This window comes from Stenotrophomonas maltophilia group sp. msm4 (assembly GCF_032025605.1).
GTDB lineage: Bacteria > Pseudomonadota > Gammaproteobacteria > Xanthomonadales > Xanthomonadaceae > Stenotrophomonas > Stenotrophomonas sepilia.
Genome location: NZ_JAVSKK010000004.1, coordinates 283,636 through 301,968 on the forward strand (window position 1 = coordinate 283,636; position 18,333 = coordinate 301,968).

16 protein-coding genes are annotated in these 18,333 nt (G+C 66.8%); 5 read left to right on the forward strand and 11 right to left on the reverse strand.

What is annotated here, in order from left to right:
- The first annotated feature begins 62 nt into the window (after nt 1-62).
- Nucleotides 63-662: an O-acetyl-ADP-ribose deacetylase gene (locus ROV93_RS19610; RefSeq protein ID WP_065185299.1), complete on the forward strand. Its 600-nt coding sequence runs from the start codon at nt 63-65 to the stop codon at nt 660-662.
- Between the two features lie 91 nt (nt 663-753).
- Here ROV93_RS19610 and ROV93_RS19615 read toward each other — a convergent pair whose 3' ends face one another.
- From ROV93_RS19615 to gap, 8 genes are all read right to left on the reverse strand, one after another.
- On the reverse strand, nt 754-1,899 hold the full coding sequence (locus ROV93_RS19615) for an ABC transporter substrate-binding protein (protein WP_072168482.1): 1,146 nt from the start codon (nt 1,897-1,899) through the stop codon (nt 754-756).
- A gap of 129 nt (nt 1,900-2,028) precedes the next feature.
- Nucleotides 2,029-3,033 carry a class I fructose-bisphosphate aldolase gene (locus ROV93_RS19620; protein ID WP_019660018.1) on the reverse strand — a complete coding sequence of 335 codons (1,005 nt, stop codon included), beginning with the start codon at nt 3,031-3,033 and terminating at the stop codon, nt 2,029-2,031.
- Nucleotides 3,034-3,230: 197 nt separating this feature from the next.
- On the reverse strand, nt 3,231-4,697 hold the full coding sequence (gene pyk, locus ROV93_RS19625; RefSeq protein WP_005418863.1) for a pyruvate kinase: 1,467 nt from the start codon (nt 4,695-4,697) through the stop codon (nt 3,231-3,233).
- Nucleotides 4,698-4,875: 178 nt separating this feature from the next.
- Complete coding sequence (locus ROV93_RS19630; protein WP_072168481.1) at nt 4,876-5,529, reverse strand: HAD hydrolase-like protein; 654 nt, start codon at nt 5,527-5,529, stop codon at nt 4,876-4,878.
- Nucleotides 5,526-6,701, reverse strand: coding sequence for a phosphoglycerate kinase (locus ROV93_RS19635; RefSeq protein ID WP_072168480.1), 1,176 nt, complete (start codon nt 6,699-6,701; stop codon nt 5,526-5,528). The genes ROV93_RS19630 and ROV93_RS19635 overlap by 4 nt, the downstream gene beginning before the upstream one ends.
- A gap of 645 nt (nt 6,702-7,346) precedes the next feature.
- Nucleotides 7,347-8,723 (reverse strand): DUF3999 domain-containing protein, encoded by a 1,377-nt coding sequence (locus ROV93_RS19640; RefSeq protein ID WP_072168479.1) that lies wholly within the window; start codon nt 8,721-8,723, stop codon nt 7,347-7,349.
- Nucleotides 8,720-11,395 (reverse strand): DUF2339 domain-containing protein, encoded by a 2,676-nt coding sequence (locus tag ROV93_RS19645; protein ID WP_072168478.1) that lies wholly within the window; start codon nt 11,393-11,395, stop codon nt 8,720-8,722. Before ROV93_RS19645 ends, ROV93_RS19640 begins: the two co-directional genes overlap by 4 nt.
- Before the next feature lie 124 nt (nt 11,396-11,519).
- Nucleotides 11,520-12,524, reverse strand: coding sequence for a type I glyceraldehyde-3-phosphate dehydrogenase (gene gap / locus ROV93_RS19650; protein WP_005418885.1), 1,005 nt, complete (start codon nt 12,522-12,524; stop codon nt 11,520-11,522).
- Between the two features lie 192 nt (nt 12,525-12,716).
- On the opposite strand from gap, the gene ROV93_RS19655 reads away from it, so the two are divergent.
- The 3 genes from ROV93_RS19655 (at nt 12,717) to ROV93_RS19665 (ending at nt 15,452) form a co-directional block, all read left to right on the forward strand.
- On the forward strand, nt 12,717-13,346 hold the full coding sequence (locus ROV93_RS19655) for an OmpW family outer membrane protein (RefSeq protein ID WP_049410595.1): 630 nt from the start codon (nt 12,717-12,719) through the stop codon (nt 13,344-13,346).
- 475 nt (nt 13,347-13,821) lie between these two features.
- Nucleotides 13,822-14,640 (forward strand): S1/P1 nuclease, encoded by an 819-nt coding sequence (locus tag ROV93_RS19660; protein WP_072168477.1) that lies wholly within the window; start codon nt 13,822-13,824, stop codon nt 14,638-14,640.
- Between the two features lie 11 nt (nt 14,641-14,651).
- Nucleotides 14,652-15,452: an MBL fold metallo-hydrolase gene (locus tag ROV93_RS19665; protein WP_065179072.1), complete on the forward strand. Its 801-nt coding sequence runs from the start codon at nt 14,652-14,654 to the stop codon at nt 15,450-15,452.
- 53 nt (nt 15,453-15,505) lie between these two features.
- Here the strand turns inward: ROV93_RS19665 and ROV93_RS19670 are convergent, their stop codons facing one another.
- The 3 genes from ROV93_RS19670 to ROV93_RS19680 are packed head-to-tail and all read right to left on the reverse strand — an operon-like array spanning nt 15,506 to nt 17,626.
- Nucleotides 15,506-16,069, reverse strand: a complete 564-nt coding sequence (locus ROV93_RS19670) for a hypothetical protein (RefSeq protein ID WP_072168476.1) — start codon at nt 16,067-16,069, stop codon at nt 15,506-15,508.
- Nucleotides 16,066-17,268, reverse strand: a complete 1,203-nt coding sequence (locus ROV93_RS19675; protein ID WP_069139290.1) for a M56 family metallopeptidase — start codon at nt 17,266-17,268, stop codon at nt 16,066-16,068. Before ROV93_RS19675 ends, ROV93_RS19670 begins: the two co-directional genes overlap by 4 nt.
- Complete coding sequence (locus ROV93_RS19680) at nt 17,261-17,626, reverse strand: BlaI/MecI/CopY family transcriptional regulator (RefSeq protein WP_005418895.1); 366 nt, start codon at nt 17,624-17,626, stop codon at nt 17,261-17,263. The genes ROV93_RS19675 and ROV93_RS19680 overlap by 8 nt, the downstream gene beginning before the upstream one ends.
- 118 nt (nt 17,627-17,744) lie before the next feature.
- Here ROV93_RS19680 and ROV93_RS19685 point away from each other — a divergent pair, with 118 nt between their 5' ends.
- Nucleotides 17,745-18,302, forward strand: coding sequence for a flavin reductase family protein (locus tag ROV93_RS19685; RefSeq protein ID WP_005418896.1), 558 nt, complete (start codon nt 17,745-17,747; stop codon nt 18,300-18,302).
- Nucleotides 18,303-18,333: the final 31 nt, after the last annotated feature.

The following is an 18,333-nucleotide window of genomic DNA, read 5'->3' on the forward strand; positions in this document are numbered from 1 at the left end:
CTACCGTGGGAACAGCCGGCGCAGATGCTGCGCGGATCACCTCACAGGCAGGAGACGGACGCATGAAGATCGAGGTTTGGCAGGGCGACATCACGACCCTGGCGGTGGATGCGATCGTCAACGCGGCCAATGAAACGCTGCTCGGTGGCGGCGGTGTCGACGGCGCGATCCATCGTGCGGCCGGGCCCGCCTTGCGGGCCGAATGCGAGCAGTTGCCGGAGCTGCGCCCGGGCGTGCGTTGCCCGACGGGTGAAGTGCGCGCCACCGGTGCCCATGCGTTGCCGGCGCGCCATGTACTGCACACGGTAGGCCCGGTCTGGCACGACGGCCAGCGCGATGAACCGGCGTTGCTGGCCAACTGCTACTGGAAGTCACTGCAGCTGGCCGAATCACTGGGCGTGCACTCCATCGCCTTCCCGGCGATCAGCTGCGGCGTGTATGGCTATCCGTTGTACCAGGCCGCGCAGATCGCTGTCACCGAAACACTGGCCTGGCAGCGCAGCCATGCGCAACCGATGCGCATCGTGCTGGTGGCGTTCAATACCGCAACGGCCAAGGCCTACCAGCAGGCGTTGAGCGCCGCCGGGCAAAGTGCTGACAGCGAACCGCGTGGGTCGCTGCTGCCGCCCCTGGGTGATGCGGGCCTTGCCGCCGCGCACTGAATCCGGCGGTCAGCGTCAAGGAAAAGGCCGGGCATTGCCCGGCCTTTCCTGTAGCACCGTTGTCCACACTCCCACGGAGTGTGGAACACGTTCAACGGCTGGCAGCTTCCACCGCGGCGGCATCATCGGCCACAGCAGCGGCGGCGTCGGCAGCAGCACTTGCCGCCGAGGCCGCAGCCTCGTCGGCGCTGGCGCCGTCCACCTGCACGCGTACTTCCACCATGCCCGCGCCGTTGCTCAGGCTGGACACCTCGACGGTGTAATGACCAGCCGGCAACGCTTCTTCCAGGCGTGCGTTGGTATCGTTGCCACCGTCATCGTCGGTCAGTTCGACATCGCCGCCAACCACGCGCAGCACGGTATCGAGCTGGCCGGAGATCGCATCCAACCGCACATTGGTCGGACGGTCCAACGTCAGCAGGAAGCGGCGGACGCCATCGTTGTCGAGCATCGTGTACACGCTGCCGGACTTCGGCAATGCGGTGCCATCGCGATCGACCAGGTTGCCCGGCAGCTCGATGCGATTGGCCGACAAGGTGAACATGCCACTGACGCCGTCGCCGAGGCCGCGCGCGGTCAGCGTGTACTTGCCCGGCTTCAGTGACAGGGTCAGGCGCGAGTTGATGCTGTCGCCGCCGTCGTCATTCTCGGCATCCACGCCCTGCCCGGAAAGCTTCAGCACCGGGTCGAAGGCATCCGAGACCAGCCGGATCTCGTACAGGCCCGCCTTGTCCACCTGCAAGGTGTAGTCCTGCGAATTGCTGGCCAGCATATCGACGATCTCGCCACTGCCCACCAGCGGCTTGCCGTCATATGGCTTCAGCTTCTCGGCGCGAAGGCGATAAGGGCCGAACGCGGTCGGGCCATCGGCGTTGACTGCCACCTGGTAGGTACCACTGCCGTTGGCGCGGAAAGCCAGCGAGACGTCCCCCTCGCGCTCATAGCCGGTGTTGCTGGTGGATACCAGGCTGCCATTGTTGAACACCGCAATCGAGCCGCTGAGGGCACCAGTAAGCTTCAGGCCGACCAGCTCCCTGTCTTCCAGCTTGATCTGGTAGAGCTGGTGATGGCTGCCGTCGTTGAAGTTGATGCCGCTGCGCGAGGTGATCTCGCCGGAGACCGGCTTGTCGAAATCGAGCGACGCGGCCTTGCCCGCATCCGCGCCGCCGCCGATGCGGTTGCACCCGCCGGCGACCAGGACCGTGGCTACGGCCAGTGTGATTGCTGCCAAACGCATGTTGTTTCTCCTTGGCCTTCCATGTGGTTCCCACGCACCGGCCAGGCGCATGGGGGCGGAAAAGATACCCGCAAAAGCAAACGCCGGCGTGATGCCGGCGCTGCCTTGTTCATCCAGCGATGGGACGGATCAACCGTTCCACTTGCCCAGCGCCGCCAGGCCGTTGTCCCTGGCGCGCTCGTACACGGTCTTCTGGGCAGCAGCGTAGTTGCCCTTCATGTCCTTGGCCCACAGCTTCAGCGCGGCCTGCTGCATGGCGCGGCCGTAGGAGAAGCTCAGCGGCCACGGCAGGTTGCCCAGCTGGTTCATCGCGTTCAGGTGCTCGGTGGACTGCTCGTCGCTCTGGCCACCGGACAGGAACACCACGCCCGGCAGGATGGCCGGCACGGTGCTCTTCAGGCACATCACGGTCGACTCGGCCACTTCCTCGACATCGGCCTGCTCCTCGCAGTCCTTGCCGGAGATGACCATCGACGCCTTCAGGATGGTGCCTTCCAGCAGCACGTTCTGCTGGTACAGGGCGTCGAACAGCGAACGCAGGGTGGCTTCGGTGACTTCGTAGCAGGTCTCGATGTCATGATCGCCGTCCATGATCACTTCCGGCTCGACCATCGGCACCAGGCCGCATTCCTGGCACAGCGCTGCATAGCGGGCCAGCGCATGGGCGTTGGATTCGATGCAGGTACCCGACGGGATGCTCTCGCCGATGTTGATGACGGCACGCCACTTGGCGAAGCGCGCGCCCAGCTTGTAGTACTCCTGCAGGCGCTCACGCAGGCCATCGAGGCCTTCGGTCACCAGCTCGCCCGGGCAGCCGGCCAGCGGGTGCGCACCCTTGTCCACCTTGATGCCCGGAATCATGCCGTGGTCGGCCATGTACTTGGCGAACGGCACGCCGTCCTTGGTCGACTGGCGGATGGTTTCGTCAAACAGGATGGCGCCGGAAATGTGCTCGTTGAGCTTCGGCGTGGTCAGCAGCAGCTCGCGGTAGGCGCGACGGTTCTCCTCGGTGTTCTCGATACCGACGCCGGCGAAACGCTTGGCGATGGTAGCGGTGGATTCGTCGATCGCGATGATGCCCTTGCCCGGGGCGACCATGGCCTGGGCGGTTTCAGCCAGCTGTTCGATGCTCATGTACTTCCTGTGGCGGGTGCGGGAAAAACACAAGTATAGCCCTGCCACCCGTTGCGCCGACGTGGAGGCCAGTCTGGAAACGCTTCCAATGTCCGCATCGGACACGCGGTGTCCTGCCGTCGGGGGTCAGGGCCCCTGCGGGGATCCGCCCCCGGGGTCGGATCCGCAACGCGGCGCCGGCCCCAGGGCAGCATTACTTACAGGTCGCCCAGGCCGATGGCGCGGCCGTCCTCACCCACTTCCAGCAGGCGCAGGGTATTGGTGGCACCGTGGGTTTCCATGTGCTCGCCACTGGTGAACACGACGCGATCACCGGCCTGCAGCAGTTCCGATTCCACCAGCAGGCGGATGCTGCCGCGCGCGGCTTCGCGCGGGGTCAGGCCGCGGCTGTCGAAGTTGATCGGGAACACATCGCGCATCAGCGCCATCTGGCGGCGCGCGCCGTCATGGCGGGTCACCGCGAACACCGGCGCCTTGGCGCGGAAACGCGACAGGTAACGCGCCGTGCCACCGGATTCGGTCATCGCCACGATCGCGCGCACGCCCACGTGCTGCGACAGGAACATGGTGGCCATGGCAATCGCCTGGTCGGCACGTTCCAGGTTGCGCGGCGATGCGTTGAAGTCGGTCTCGGTCTGGAACTGGCGCTCGGCCCCCAGGCAGATGCGTGCCATCGCTTCCACGGCCTTGACCGGGTAGGCGCCAGCGGCAGTTTCCGCCGACAGCATCACTGCGTCGGTGCCGTCGATGACCGAGTTGGCCACGTCCAGTACTTCGGCGCGGGTCGGGATCGGGCTTTCCACCATCGACTGCAGCATCTGCGTGGCGGTGATCACCACCTTGTTCTGCGCCAGCGAGGCCTTGATGATCTTCTTCTGCAGGCCCGGCAGCTCGGCATCGCCGATTTCCACGCCCAGGTCGCCACGGGCGACCATCACCACGTCGCTGGCCTCGACGATTTCTTCCAGGTTCTCGATTGCCTCGGTGCGCTCGATCTTCGACACCAGCGCGGCATCACAGCCGTGCGAACGGGCGATGTCGCGCGCATCGTTCATGTCCTGCGCATTGCGGCAGAACGACACGGCGATGAAGTCCACGCCGATCTTGGCAACGATGCCGATCAGCTCCTTGTCGCGCTCGGTCAGCGCACCCAGCGAGAGGCCGCCGCCCTGCTTGTTCAGGCCCTTGCGGTCGGACAACACACCATCGTTGAGCACGGTGTTGACGATACGGTCGCCCTGCACTTCCACCACCTGCAACTGCATCAGGCCGTCGTCGAGCAGCAGCACATCACCCGGGCCGACGTCCTGCGGCAGGCCAAGGTAGCTCACGCCCACCTCGCTGGCAGTGCCCGGGCCGGCGTTCTCGCTGGCGATCAGGTCGAAGCGGTCGCCCGCCTTCAGCTGCACCTTGCCTTCGGCGAAGCGCTCGATGCGGATCTTCGGGCCCGGCAGGTCGGCCAGGATGCCCACTTCCACGCCCACGCGGGCCGCAGCGGCACGCACTTCGGCGGCGCGCTTGGCCTGGCCGGACGGATCGCCATGGCTGAAGTTCAGGCGCACCACGTTGACGCCGGCGCGGAACAGATCCTCCAGCACGCCCGGCGGGTCAGTGGCCGGACCGAGGGTGGCAAGGATCTTGGTGCGACGCTGACGCTCGAACATGGTGGATGGGCCTCTCCCGGTAAAGAACGGAAATTAGCACATCCTTCACGCCGCATGTATACGGTTACAGCCTTGTGCCGCCTGACTTCGCGGGTCATGGAGCGGACATCGTCCGGACATACGCTGGCGCAGGGGGGCGGTTCTGTGGGGCCGAGCATGGGCTCGGCTCTACAGGAAGCTAGGCCAGCAGCGTTTCCAGCTGCGCCGGCTCACGTGCCAGCTGACTGGCACCGGCTTCCGTCAATTCCGCCTCTCCGCCAAAGCCCCAGAGCACGCCGACACTGCGCAGGCCATGGTGGCGCGCGCCTTCGATGTCCATGCGCCGGTCGCCGATCATCCAGCACTGTGCCGGCTGCACCTGCAGCCGGCGCAGTGCCTCGCCGACCAGTTCCGGCTTGTGGCTGCGCGAGCCATCCAGGGTTGAACCGACGATCTCCTCGAACAGCCCACCGAACGGCAGGTGGGCGAGGATGCGGCGCGCGTGCGGCTCGTTCTTGGCGGTGACCACCGCCAGCCGGTGTCCACGGCCATGCAGCGTGCGCAGCGTGCCTTCCACCTGCGGGTACACCGTGTGCTCGCGCCAGCCTTCGACGTCGAAGCGCTCCCGGTAGTAGCCCACGGCCCGTTCCACCCGCGCCGGTTCGACGAACAACGGCGCGAAGGTGGTGCGCAGCGACGGACCGATCCAGCCCAGCAGGGTTTCCCGCGGCGGCACCGGATGGTCCATCTTCTGCAGCGCATAGGCGATGCAGGCGGTGATGCCCACCTGCGAATCGATCAGCGTGCCGTCGAGATCGAAGAACAGCACATCCTTGCCGCGCTCGGCACTCATGCGCCGCGCGCGTCGAGTGCGGCGACAGCCGGCAGGGTCTTGCCTTCCAGGAATTCCAGGAACGCACCACCACCGGTGGAGATGTAGCTGACGTCCTTGGCGATATCGAACTTGTCGACCGCCGCCAGGGTGTCGCCACCGCCGGCGATGGAGAACGCCTTCGAGCTGGCGATCGCGCGGGCCAGCGCTTCGGTGCCCTTGCTGAAGGCTTCGAACTCGAACACGCCGACCGGGCCGTTCCAGACCACGGTGCCGGCCTTCTCGATCAGCTGCGCGTACTGCGCGGCGGTCTGCGGGCCGATGTCCAGGATCAGGTCATCTTCGGCAACGGCATCGACCGCCTTCACTTCCGCGGCAGCGTCGGGCAGGAACTGCTTGGCGGTGACCACGTCCACCGGCAGCGGAATGTCGGCGCCGCGCGCCTTGGCATCGGCCACGATCTTCTTCGCGGTGTCCAGCAGGTCCGGCTCGTACAGGGACTTGCCGACGTTGTAGCCAGCTGCGGCGATGAAGGTGTTGGCGATGCCGCCACCGACGATCAGCTGGTCGACCTTGCCAACCAGATTGGCCAGCAACTCCAGCTTGGTGCTGACCTTGCTGCCGGCGACGATGGCCAGCAGCGGCTTGGCCGGTGCATCCAGTGCCTGCGCCAGCGCGTCCAGCTCGGCCATCAGCAGCGGGCCACCGGCCGCGACCGGTGCAAAGCGGATGACACCATGGGTGGAGGCCTGCGCACGGTGCGCGGTACCGAAGGCATCCATCACGAACACGTCGCACAGGGCGGCGTACTTCTTCGACAGGGCCTCGTCGTCCTTGCCCTCGCCGACGTTCATGCGGCAGTTTTCCAGCAGCACCAGCTGGCCCGGCTGCACGTCGACGCCGTCGACCCAGTCGCGCACCAGCGGGACTTCGCGGCCCAGCAGCTCGGACAGGCGCTGGGCGACCGGTGCCAGCGAATCGGCCTCGCTCCACACGCCTTCCTTCGGGCGCCCCAGGTGCGAGGTGACCATCACCGCCGCGCCCTGCTCCAGCGCGCGCTTGAGCGTCGGCAGCGAAGCGGTGATGCGCTGTTCGGAGGTGATGCGGCCATTCTCGATCGGCACGTTCAGATCCTGGCGGATCAGCACGCGCTTGCCGGAGAGGTCGAGGTCGGTCATGCGGACAATGGACATGGGCAACTCTTTGGCTCGGGGACGGGATGCCGGTCTGCGGCAGACGGCCATTGTATCGGGTGCGGCTGGTGGGAGGGCCGATGCCTGCGGCAGGCAGAGGCGAAGGGCAAATGCAACAGCAACAGCAACGGCCAAAGCGCTGGCGCTTCGTGGTGCTGTGAGTGGGCCGGGGTGGTGTGGGCTGGCAGGGGACGCCGTGATTCCATCCCTGGAGGCTTGGCAGCCGCATCCATGCGGCTGACACCCCTGCCAGCCCACACCGCCCCGGCCTCGACAGGCACCTGAGGTGATGCAGATGGCAAAGGCAAAAGCGGTTTCTGGTGTCGGAGAAAAATGTAGAGCCGAGCCCGTGCTCGGCTGGGTCTATCGCGAACAGCAGCCGAGCATGGGCTCGGCTCTACAAAGAGCGCCCTGCCAAGCAGCTTTTGCTCTTCTTTTTTTCTTTCCGTGGGTGGACGCACACGGAAATTGTCAGAGGCCGGGCGGGGTGGGTTCGCGGGGGTGTCAGCCGCATGGATGCGGCTGCCAAGCCTACAAGGACGTACTTGCGGCGTCCCCCGCGAACCCACCCCGCCCGGTCAAGCGCTGCTTTTGCTTTACGCGACCAACCGCCCACCCACGAGGGGCTGCGCCGTTCGCTGGAACCTATTCCGAAGGCGCAGGTTTCTGCCGAAGCAGGCTGAGCGCCAGGCCACCCACCACCAGTACGCCCAGGCCCAGCAACGCCCACAGCAACCACGATTTCCAATCGCGCTGCGGCTTCAGCGCCGCATCGCCGGCCAGCGGCTCCGGACTGCCTTCCAGGCGCGCCAGTGTTGGCTGCCACGAAGGATCGTTGCGCTGCCGAAGTTCCTCGATCAGCACCCCGATCGGCGCGTCCGTGCGGCGCGCGGTCGCGCTGCCCACCGCCAGTGCGTAGGGCGCCGCACCCTGGCTCAGGAACACCAGCACTTCCGGCTGGTAGCCCAGGCGCAGCGTCGGCGCGGTGGCGGTTTCCGCCGGATTCGCCACCAGTTTCCAGTAGCGGTCGCGGTGCGCCCCGCCCAGCGGCTGTGCCGCCGACTGCTGGCGCTGGCCCTGCGTGCCCTGCTGCACCTGATAGGCGATCCACGGCGCGCTGCGACGTTGCCATTCCGCACTCTCGTCATCGCGGCTGAACAGCGTCCATTGCACGAGGCTGTTATCGGTGCTGGCGACATCGGCACGCGCCACCGGGAACCGGCCATCCATCTCGAAGGTGTACTCGCCCTTGCCCGACGACGTCGGCTCCAGCGACAGCCATTCCCAGGGCAGCGTGGCCGGTGCTGGCGGCAGTTCCGCCAGTACGCCGCGCAGGGTCGGCAGGCGCGAGTCGCCCTGCGCCAGGATGCGCAGGTAGCGTGCAGCGCCGTCCACCTGCAGGCGGCGCTGCAGCAGGCGCTTGCCGGCGCGCTGCAGATCCACCAGCGGCACGTCGCGACCAATCGATCGCCAGTGCTGCAGGTCGTCACTGGCATCCAGCTGCACCTGCGCCTGCAGCGGCTGGCCGCTGTCGGTCCAGTCCAGCACCAGTGCCGCCAGCGGCTGCTGGTCGAGCATGCTGGCGTCGATCAGCCAGCCGCCCTGCCCGCTCGCCGCTGCCCCGCCACCCACCCGCGCTTCGACCCGGCGCACGCGCCCATCGGTATCGCGCTCGGTCAGCAGCTGCAGGTCGTTGCGCTGTGCATCGGCCAGCGGCGGCAGCACGAACCACGGCAGTTCACGCTGCACCGGCGACTGCGCCAGCGGCTGGTCCGGCGCCAGCAGTGCCGACGGCAACAACTGGCTGGCCGCGTTGAACACCTGCAGATCGCTGAGATCGGCGGTTACGGCACGGCGGTAGATCGCCGGCTCCAGCACGATACGGTAGGCACCGGACTGCGCACTGGACAATGTAAGCGGCCATTGCTCGGCATACTGCGTGCGGTAATCAGCCGCCTGTACCACGACGGCGGCCAGCATGCCGAACATCGCCGACAGCAGCGCCCTGCTCCACTTCCTCATTGCGTTTCCTCCACGGTCGGCGCCGCGCTTGGCGGTGCCGGTGCCAGATAACCCACGACCGTGCACAGCAGGCCGTAGGCGATGAACGATGCGATGCCCAGCAGGTTGCCCAGGTGCTGGCGATCGACAATAACCAGCTTGGCCAGCACCACGCCCATCAGCACGGCACCGACCATCCACAACACACGCTGGCTGCGACGCGAACCCCACACCCAGGCAATCACACCCAGCACGCTCCACAACACGGTCAGGCTGGTCTGCGCCAGGCTGAAGCGCATCATCGACGCATTCCACGCCAGTCCACCCCATTGGTGTACGCCATGCAGCACCAGGCTGGTCAACGCGAGGAAGGCCGCCAGTGCCAGCAGCGGCATGCGGATGTTCAGCAATGCCTGCGGTGCCTGCGGTTGCTGATCGCCGTACAGCCAGCGCGCCAGCAGCAGCAGGCTCAGCCACTGGCCGATCTCCGCCGGATTCAGCACCGGCAGCCACAGCAGCGGCGCGGCGTCGCCCGGCAGCAGCTGGCCCAACAGCCAACCGATCGCCAGCAGGCCGAACAGCACGCACTGCAGCGGGACGCGCGCGCTGTCGAAGGCCGCGCCCAGCGGCCAGCGCAATGCGTTCCAGCGCCACAGTGACAGCGCCGCCATCAGCAGCCACGGCAAGGTCACCAGCAGGGTCGTCCAACCCTGCGCCAGGCCGGCCTCGCCACCACCCCACAAGGCCAGCAGCGAAAGCAGCGACGGCCACAGCAGCCACCACAGGAACTGCGCGATGCGGGCCACGGTATCGCCGCCCTGGCGCAGGCACAGCAGGGTCCGCACGCCTAGCACCGCGAACACCGCCCAGGCCAGCGCGCCATGGCCGGCGAACGGCTGGTGGTGTGCATCGCTCTGCATCAGGGCCAGCGGGAAGCCCAGCGCGAGCATGGCCAGCGCAGTAACGCCCAGCGCACGCGCCGGCTGGCGACGCTGCGCTTCGGCCGCCAGCCAGGCAGTGACTGCGGCCAGCACCAGCAACGCGTCCACTTCGGTGCGGTATGGGAAGAAGCGGGTGATCTCATGGACCAGGCCGCCCAGCCACCACAGCAGGCCCCACAGGTAATACACCAGTGCGACCTCATGACGCGGCCTGCGCTGGTAGCTCCACGCCGACGCGAAGCCGGCCAGGGCCAGCAGCAGCGCGCCAATGGCGGTCGGGTTGATCAGGAAGCGCAGGTCTTCGTGCCAGTGATCGCCACCGGCAACGAAGGCGAATGCGGCGCCGATCTGCAGCAACGCGCCGGAGACCTGCGGCAGCCAGCGCTTCTGGCGCAGCCCCAACCACGCCAGGCCAGCACCTTCCAGTGCAAACACGGCGCCGGTGGCGCGCGCCGACAATGCCAGCGGCACCGCCAGCGTGGCAAACCCCACCGCGAGCACCGCATGCGACTGCGCCAGCACGGTGTACGACGCACGTGCGATCAGCGCCCGGGCCAATACCGCGTAGATCGCCGCCAGGCCCAGCGCGCACAGTGCCAGCGTCATCGGTTGCGCGTGCAGCATGCCTGCCTGCAGCGAGAACGCGACCAGCGGCGTGCCGAACACCAGGCTGCCATCGATCAGGTCACGGCGGCCGGCCGGCTGGCGACGCGCGTACAGCAGCGGTATCAGCAGGTAGAACACGAAGAACAGCGCCAGGAACGGCTCGGTGCTGCTGAACTTGTCCGGCGCGTACTGCAGCACGCCCCAGAAGGTGCCAATGCCGAAGGTGAAGGCGAAACCCAGCAGGTTCAGTGCGCGCCATGGCCGGAACCACGCAATGGCAAAGATGCCCGCGTTGAGCACCGCGTAATAGCTGAACAGCCCCACGTGGTTGCCACTGCCGGTGGACAACCACAGCGGTGCCATGAAGCCGGCCAGGATGCCCAGTACGGCCAGCGTGCGCGAGTTCTGCACCACCGCCAGCACGCACAGCCCGGCCACCAGTGCGATCGAACTGGCAAAGGCAAAGGCCGGCGGAATCAGGTCGAAGCGCTTGAACGCCGCGAAGATGGTCAGCAGCAGTACGCCGATGGCACCGCCCTGCAGCGCCAGCGCAAACAGCTGCCGGCGCTCGCGCTGGTGCCAGCCGAAGGCCAGCAGGCCCAGCGCAGCCACGGTGACGCCGGCCAGGCGCAGTTCGATCGGCAGCACCAGCCAGCCTTGGTCGCTGACGTACTTCAGCAGCGCAGCGACACCGGCCAGCAGCACCAGCATGCCGATCTTGACCGGCACGTTGCCTTCGGTGAACCAGCGCTTGACCGCACCGATGCCACGCTCGATGACATTGGGCAGTGCCGGTTCGGAAGGCAACGGCGGCTGCACCGGCACCGGCGGCACGGGCGGTGGCGCAGCAGGACGGGGGACAGGCACCCCGGTGGGCGTTGCTTCGCGCACCGGTGGCTGCGGGGACGGAGGCACAGCAGCGGCGGCCGGCCGCAGGAACGGTGGATCGTCGCTGGCAGGTGCGGCCACAGGCCGTTCAGGCGCGGGGGCGGTAGCGGCCGGCCTGACGGCGGTCGGCGCGGCGGCCATCGCGCTTTCCAGCGCAGCGACGCGGCGGCGCAGGCCGGCAATCATCACCAGCGCGACCACCAGCAACAGCGGGATGGCCAGAAGAACCAGTACGACCAGGGCTATCAGTGCTTCCATTGCGTGCTTCCAATGCGATCCCGCGCCCCAGCGGCGGCGGTCGACCGCCCCATGCTACGACAGGGGGGCCCCATAAACGACGAACCCCGGCCAGGCCGGGGTCCGTCTTCGATCTACACCGGCCTTACTTGGCGGCGATGACCTTGGCCATTTCCAGGCACTTGTTGGAGTAGCCCCACTCGTTGTCGTACCAGGTCACCAGCTTGACGAAGGTGCCGTCCAGGGCGATACCGGCGTCGGCGTCGAACACCGAGGTGCAGGTCTCGCCGCGGAAATCGGTGGCCACCACCTTGTCTTCGGTGTAGCCCAGGATGCCCTTCAGCGCGCCTTCGCTCTGTGCCTTCACTTCAGCGCAGATCTCGGCGTAGGTGGCTTCCTTCTCCAGCTCGACGGTCAGGTCGACCACCGACACGTCCGAGGTCGGGACGCGGAAGCTCATGCCGGTCAGCTTCTTGTTCAGTTCCGGGATGACCACGCCGACGGCCTTGGCCGCACCGGTGGACGAGGGAATGATGTTTTCCAGGATGCCACGGCCACCGCGCCAGTCCTTGTTGGACGGGCCATCGACGGTCTTCTGGGTGGCGGTGGCCGCATGCACGGTGGTCATCAGGCCGCGCTTGATGCCCCACTTGTCATTGATGACCTTGGCCAGCGGGGCCAGGCAGTTGGTGGTGCACGAGGCGTTGGAGATGATTGCCTGGCCAGCGTAGGTCTTGTCGTTCACGCCGAACACGAACATCGGCGTGTCGTCCTTCGACGGGGCCGACATGATGACCTTCCTGGCGCCGGCATCGATGTGCTTCTGCGCGGTTTCCTTGGTCAGGAACAGGCCGGTGGCTTCCAGCACCACGTCGGCGCCGACTTCGTCCCACTTCAGGTTGGCCGGGTCGCGTTCCTGGGTCAGGCGGATCTTCTTGCCGTTGACCAGCAGGTCGTTGCCCTGCACCGCCACATCGGCCTTGAAGCGGCCGTGCACGGAGTCGTACTTGAGCATGTAGGCCAGGTAATCCGGCTCCAGCAGATCGTTGATGGCCACGATTTCGATGTCGTCGCCGAAGTTCAGCACCGCCGAGCGCAGGACGTTACGCCCGATGCGACCGAAACCGTTGATACCAACCTTGATTGCCATTTCTCAAGCTCCTGCAGCCGCGACGGGTGCGGCGGGATGGATAGGGCCCACAAGTCTAGCAGGCCGTGGCTGGCCACCGTGGGCCAGGCCGGGCCGCCAGCAGGTCGGCGGACAGGATTTGATCCGGATCAAAGCGTTAGCGCGGCGTGAGGCCGAGACTGTCGCCATCCACCCAGCAACGAGAACACCCCCATGCGCAAGACCTCCCCCCTGATCGTGGCCAGCCTGGCCGCCGCCCTGTCCCTCGCCGCCGCCCCGGCCATGGCCCAGTCCAAGGGCGACTGGACCGTTTCGGCTGGCGTGCACCAGGTGGCGCCGAAGTCGAACAACGGCTGGCTGGCCGGCGGCACCCTGAAGGTCGACGTCGACAACGACGTCAAGCCGACCATCACCGGCGAGTACTTCATCGCCGACAACCTGGGCATCGAAGTGCTGGCCGCACTGCCGTTCAAGCACGACATCAACATCAACGGCCTGGGCCGTGTCGGCAGCACCAAGCAGCTGCCGCCGGTGGTGACCCTGCAGTACCACTTCAACAGCAAGGGCAAGGTGTCGCCGTTCGTTGGCGCGGGCGTGAACTACACCACCTTCTTCAGCGAAGACACCACCGGTGCATTGGCCGGCAGCAAGCTGAAGCTGCAGGATTCGTGGGGCCTGGCCGCGCATGCGGGCATCGACTTCGCGATCGGCGAGAAGGGCGCCCTGCGCGTGGACATGCGCTGGATCGACATCGACAGCAAGGTGAAGTTGAACGGCGAGAAGATCGGCACGGTCAATATCGATCCGCTGGTCTACGGCGCTTCGTACGTCTTCAAGTTCTAAAGCGGTGTGTTGAGTGCGGGGGGCTTCGCCTCCCGCTCCCCCGCTATACGCAAAACCCTCGCAGCATGTTGCCCCGGTGATTGCCGGGGCTTTTTTTGTTCCTGGGACTGAAGCAGTTCCGGAGCTGGGGCGAGGCGGGGAGCGGGGCCGGGACACGCCGTAAACCCATCCTTGGGGGCTCGATGGCGCCATCCATGGCGCCAACGGTCCCGGCCCCGTTCCCCGCCTCGCCCCTTCCCATCACCGCGTGCGTGCCAGCTCAAGCAAAGGCAAGGGCAGAGCCTGCACATCCGAGGCGTAATGGTTGCCTGCAATTGCAGAAGGCGGATTTTGATCCTGCATTTGTTTTTGATGTTGCCTTTGACGTTTGCATCCGCCTCCGCGGCCATGTTGGATGGGGGCTGCCCCTGCAGCCAGCCCCCAGCAGAAAGGAACGCGCCGCTCTTCAATCCACCTACCCCGCTAGAATGTGTGCATGAAAGCCCTGCACTCCCTGTTCCTCGCCGCCGCCCTGGCGCCGGCCCTGCTGTCCGTCTCCGCCCCCGCCCATGCCTGGGGCGCGCAAGGCCACCGCCTGGTTGCCGAAGTCGCCGACGCCCGCCTCAACCCCACCGCCCGCGCCGAAGTGGACCGCCTGCTGGCCACCGAAGCGGACGCCACCCTGGCCAGCATCGCGCCGTGGGCCGACCAGCTGCGCGCCAAGGACCCCAGCCTGGGCCGTCGTTCGGCCGGCTGGCACTACGTCAACATCGCCGAAGACGACTGCCACTACGAAGCACCGAAGCACTGCAAAAACGGCAACTGCATCGTCGAGGCCCTGAAAGCACAGAGCGCCATCCTGGGCGACCGCAGCCTGACCGATGGCGAGCGCCTGCAGGCACTGAAGTTCGTCGTGCACCTGGTCGGCGACATCCACCAGCCGATGCATGCCGGTTACGCCCATGACAAGGGCGGCAACGATTTCCAGCTGCAGTTCGGCAACCGCGGCACCAACCTGCACTCGCTGTGGGACAGCGGCATGCTCAACACCCGCAAGCTCGACGACACCGGCTATCTGCCCGTGCTGCAGGGCCAGCGCGCGCCGAAGCTGGCGCGCCAGTCCAACCCGCAGCGCGACCCGCAGGCCTGGGCCGAAGCCAGCTGCCGCATCTCCATGCAAGCTGGCGTTTATCCGGCGTCGCATAAAATCGGTGACGAATACACCGAGCGCTACCGGCCGCTGGCCGAAGCGCAGCTGCGACTGGCCGGTGAAAACCTGGCGCAGTTGCTGAACCGCGTGCTAGGCACGCGCTGAGGAGAATTCCGATGCCGGTCCAGGTGCAGTCGTTCTTCCACCGTGACAGCAATACCTTCAGCTACCTGGTCAGCGATCCGGCCAGCAGTGAGGCGGCGCTGATCGACCCGGTCCTGGACTACGACCCGGACACCGACGCCAGCAGCGAATCACCGCTGCGCGGGGCATTGCAGGCCATCGAACAGCAGGACCTTCAGCTGCGCTGGCTGCTGGAAACCCATGCCCATGCGGACCATGTGTCGGCCGGGCGCCGGCTCAAGCAGCGCTTCCCGCACGCCACGCTGGCCATCGGTGAAGGCATCCGCGCGGTGCAGGCCACGTTCGCGCCGCGCTATGGCCTGCAGCTTCCGGCCGCCGATGAGATCTTCGATCACCTGTTCAGCGACGGCGAAACCTTTGCCATTGGCGAGCTGCAAGGACAGGTGATCGCCGTGCCCGGCCACACCAGCGACAGCATCGCCTACCTGATCGGCGATGCGCTGTTCACCGGTGACTCGCTGTTCATGCCCGACGGCGGCACCGCACGCTGCGATTTCCCGGGTGGCGATGCCGCGCAGCTGTACCGCTCGATCCAGCGCCTGCTGGCGCTGCCCGATACCACCCGGGTTTTCGTCTGCCACGACTACGGCCCGGGGGGCCGTGATTTCGCCAACGAAACCACCATCGGTGAACAGCGCGCGCACAACATCCACGTGCATGACGGCGTGGCCGAGGCAGAGTTCGTCAGCGTGCGCCAGGCCCGCGATGCCACGCTGGAAGAACCGAAGCTGATGCAACCGGCGGTGAAGGCCAACATCCAGGGAGGGGCCTGACGTACGCCGGGCAGAGCCCGGCGCCATCGGTTTCCATCACGGACCGCGAGCGTTCATTTTCCCTGCGTGCGCACCACATGCTGGCCCTTCACGATCTCGAAGGTGAAGGCGTACTGCAGGGTGACCGCCACCGGCTCGACCCGTTCGGCGCCCCGGCAGTCACCGCGGTCGGCAGGCACCTTGCCAGCCGCGAAGTGGCAGACCGCTGCGGACGAGTACTTCCACATCGCCACGGCCTCCTGCGCAGCCTGCAGCAGGGGCGCATTCTCGCCCGCAGCACCTGCCGCGCACTCCGGGCGATCGGTCAATGGCAGGCTGCGCTCGACGACGCCGTTGGCATCAACCACCACCTGCAGGCAGATCGTGGTCGGCGCCAGTTCCGCACGCGGGTCACGATCGCCGACCTCCGGGGCCGGTGCCGCGTACAACTGCGGCATCCGGTAGCCCTCGGTCGCACCCAGCGAATATGCCTGCAACTGCCCACTGCCACCGCCCGCCTGCGGCTGCAGTCGCTGGTGGCCGACATTCTCGCTGCGGGTGTGCACGGTGGCCAGCCGTTCCTGGCTCGCACACCCCATCATCAGCGCCGCCACCACGAGCAGCGGCGCGGACTTCACTGGGCGTCCTCGCTGTTGTCCATCGCAAAGGTGATCGGAATCTTCACTGCGCCTGCCACCGGCTTGCCGTTCTTCATCGCCGGCCGATAGGTCCAGCTGCGCGCTGCGGTGATCGACACCGCGTCGAACACGCCCGGATTGGTGGCACTGAGCACCCTGACATCGGTGGGTTGGCCGCTGGCATCCACTTCCACGCGCAGGTTCACCACGCCCACCTGGCGCTCCTCGACCGCGGATTTCGGATAGGAAGGCGGTGGCATCTTGACGACCTGGATCTCCCGATCCATGACCGCCGCTGCCGGGCGGCCAGCCATCGCATCGCCCTGGCTGGCCCACGCTACTGCGCCCATTCCCAGGCACAACCCGACGACCAGCACCTGCCCCGATACCCACGGCAATGCCTTCCGCTTGGACTGCTTCAACATGGCGATACGCTCCTTCAACACGGGTTGGCTGCGCCAATGGCAGACCGCTGGCGCAACCGGGTGGACCAGCTGCGCCTTCAGCAGCGTGCTGGCGTAAAGCCCGCGCAGCGCAGGCTGCGGGGCGATGGTGCGGGCATCGCAGGCCAATTCCTGGTCGCGCAGGAAGCAGCGTGCAGCCCAGAGCACCAGCGGGTGGAACCAGAACACCGCACGCATAAGCAGCAACGCACCATTGGCCCAGTGATCGCCATTGCGGCGGTGGCTGCGCTCGTGCTGCAGGATCAGCCCCTGTTCCTGTGCGCTGAACTGTTGATCGAAGTCCGGGCCAACCACGATTCGCGGCCGCCACAGGCCAACCAGTGCTGGCAGGCCTGGGTCACCACTGGCCTGCCAGCTGCCATCGGCGCGCGGCTTCAGCGGGCCCATGCGCCGTTCGAAACGACGCTGTGCGCGCAGGTCGCGCAGCAGGCAGATGCCCATGCCCAGCGCCCATGCCAGCAGCAACAGCGGTGCCCATGGCAGCGACGGCCCTGCCAGTTCGTCCACGGCCCCTGGCTCGACTTTCAGCAGCACTGTCGGCACGTGCTGCAACAGCGCAGCCTGCGGCAACGGCAGCAGCAAGGTCACCAGCAGCATCGGCAACAACCACCAGCTGCGATAAGCCAGTCCAGCGCCCCCCATCCACACCAGCAGCGGTCGCAGCACGGCCAGCAGGATCACCCCCATGGCCAGCCACACGCTGGCCTGCCACAGTCCACCGAGCAGCTCAGTCATGGTCCAGCTCCTGGATCAGCTTCTTCAGTTCGGCGATGTCCTGTGCGCTCAACTGGCCGCGTTCGCTGAAGTGCGCGACCAGCGGCGCCACGCGCCCTTCGAAGACACGGCCGATGAAGTCCTGGCTCTGCGCCTCCACCCACACCTGGCGCTGCAACAGCGGGCGATACAGATAGCGCCGGCCATCGCGCTCGGCGGCGATCGCGCCCTTGGTCAGCAGGCGGTTGAGCAGGGTCTTGATGGTCGGCTCGGCCCAGTCGCGGTGGGCCAGCGCGGCCACCACGTCATCGGCACTACGCGGTGCCTGATGCCACAGCACCTCCATCACAACGGCTTCGGCTTCGCTGATCGGGGTCATGATTTACATCCGTAATCGACATCTCGATTACGCGCGTAATCGAACCGGCTGTCAAGCCCCTCGACTCCGGATTCATCGGCTTTGCGCCAGCATCGAGCCCTCCCGGCCGAGGCCTCGGATGAAAGCGCTTCCCAAGAAGGAATTCCCGGTCGAGCAGGCCCGCCGCTTCCTCGAACCCGGCCCGATCGTGCTGGTCAGCACCGCCTGGCGCGGCCAGCACAACCTGATGACGATGGGCTGGCACATGGTGATGGGCTTCTCGCCGTCACTGGTCGCCACCTACCTGTGGAATGAAAACCACAGCCATGCACTGGCCGTCGGCAGTGGCGAGTGCGTGATCAACGTACCCGGCGTGGAACTGCTCGATACCGTGGTGGACATCGGCAACTGCAGCGGCCGCGAGGTCGACAAGTTCGCCCGTTTCGGGCTCGATGCGCTGCCCGCGCGCGAGGTCGGCGCGCCGCTGGTCGGGCAGTGCCACTCGAACTTCGAATGCCGGTTGTACGACGACAGCCAGGTGGCGTCGAGCAATCTGTTCATCTGGGAGATCGTGCGCGCCCATGTTGCGCCCCGGCCGAAACTGCCGCGCACGGTGCATTACCGCGGCGATGGGCAGTTCATGGTGTCCGGCGCAGAAGTCTCGCGTCGACGGCGGTTCAAGCCCGACATGCTGTAATGCCCGCACTCCCCCACACGCAGGACCGCCG

Bases quoted from the DNA above. Each gene is read 5' to 3' on its own strand.
- ROV93_RS19610 (WP_065185299.1), top strand. From the start codon at position 63: ATGAAGATCGAGGTTTGGCAGGGCGACATCACGACCCTGGCGGTGGAT.
- ROV93_RS19615 (WP_072168482.1), bottom strand. From the start codon at position 1,899: ATGCGTTTGGCAGCAATCACACTGGCCGTAGCCACGGTCCTGGTCGCC.
- ROV93_RS19620 (WP_019660018.1), bottom strand. From the start codon at position 3,033: ATGAGCATCGAACAGCTGGCTGAAACCGCCCAGGCCATGGTCGCCCCG.
- pyk (WP_005418863.1), bottom strand. From the start codon at position 4,697: ATGTTCGAGCGTCAGCGTCGCACCAAGATCCTTGCCACCCTCGGTCCG.
- ROV93_RS19630 (WP_072168481.1), bottom strand. From the start codon at position 5,529: ATGAGTGCCGAGCGCGGCAAGGATGTGCTGTTCTTCGATCTCGACGGC.
- ROV93_RS19635 (WP_072168480.1), bottom strand. From the start codon at position 6,701: ATGTCCATTGTCCGCATGACCGACCTCGACCTCTCCGGCAAGCGCGTG.
- ROV93_RS19640 (WP_072168479.1), bottom strand. From the start codon at position 8,723: ATGAGGAAGTGGAGCAGGGCGCTGCTGTCGGCGATGTTCGGCATGCTG.
- ROV93_RS19645 (WP_072168478.1), bottom strand. From the start codon at position 11,395: ATGGAAGCACTGATAGCCCTGGTCGTACTGGTTCTTCTGGCCATCCCG.
- gap (WP_005418885.1), bottom strand. From the start codon at position 12,524: ATGGCAATCAAGGTTGGTATCAACGGTTTCGGTCGCATCGGGCGTAAC.
- ROV93_RS19655 (WP_049410595.1), top strand. From the start codon at position 12,717: ATGCGCAAGACCTCCCCCCTGATCGTGGCCAGCCTGGCCGCCGCCCTG.
- ROV93_RS19660 (WP_072168477.1), top strand. From the start codon at position 13,822: ATGAAAGCCCTGCACTCCCTGTTCCTCGCCGCCGCCCTGGCGCCGGCC.
- ROV93_RS19665 (WP_065179072.1), top strand. From the start codon at position 14,652: ATGCCGGTCCAGGTGCAGTCGTTCTTCCACCGTGACAGCAATACCTTC.
- ROV93_RS19675 (WP_069139290.1), bottom strand. From the start codon at position 17,268: ATGACTGAGCTGCTCGGTGGACTGTGGCAGGCCAGCGTGTGGCTGGCC.
- ROV93_RS19680 (WP_005418895.1), bottom strand. From the start codon at position 17,626: ATGACCCCGATCAGCGAAGCCGAAGCCGTTGTGATGGAGGTGCTGTGG.
- ROV93_RS19685 (WP_005418896.1), top strand. From the start codon at position 17,745: ATGAAAGCGCTTCCCAAGAAGGAATTCCCGGTCGAGCAGGCCCGCCGC.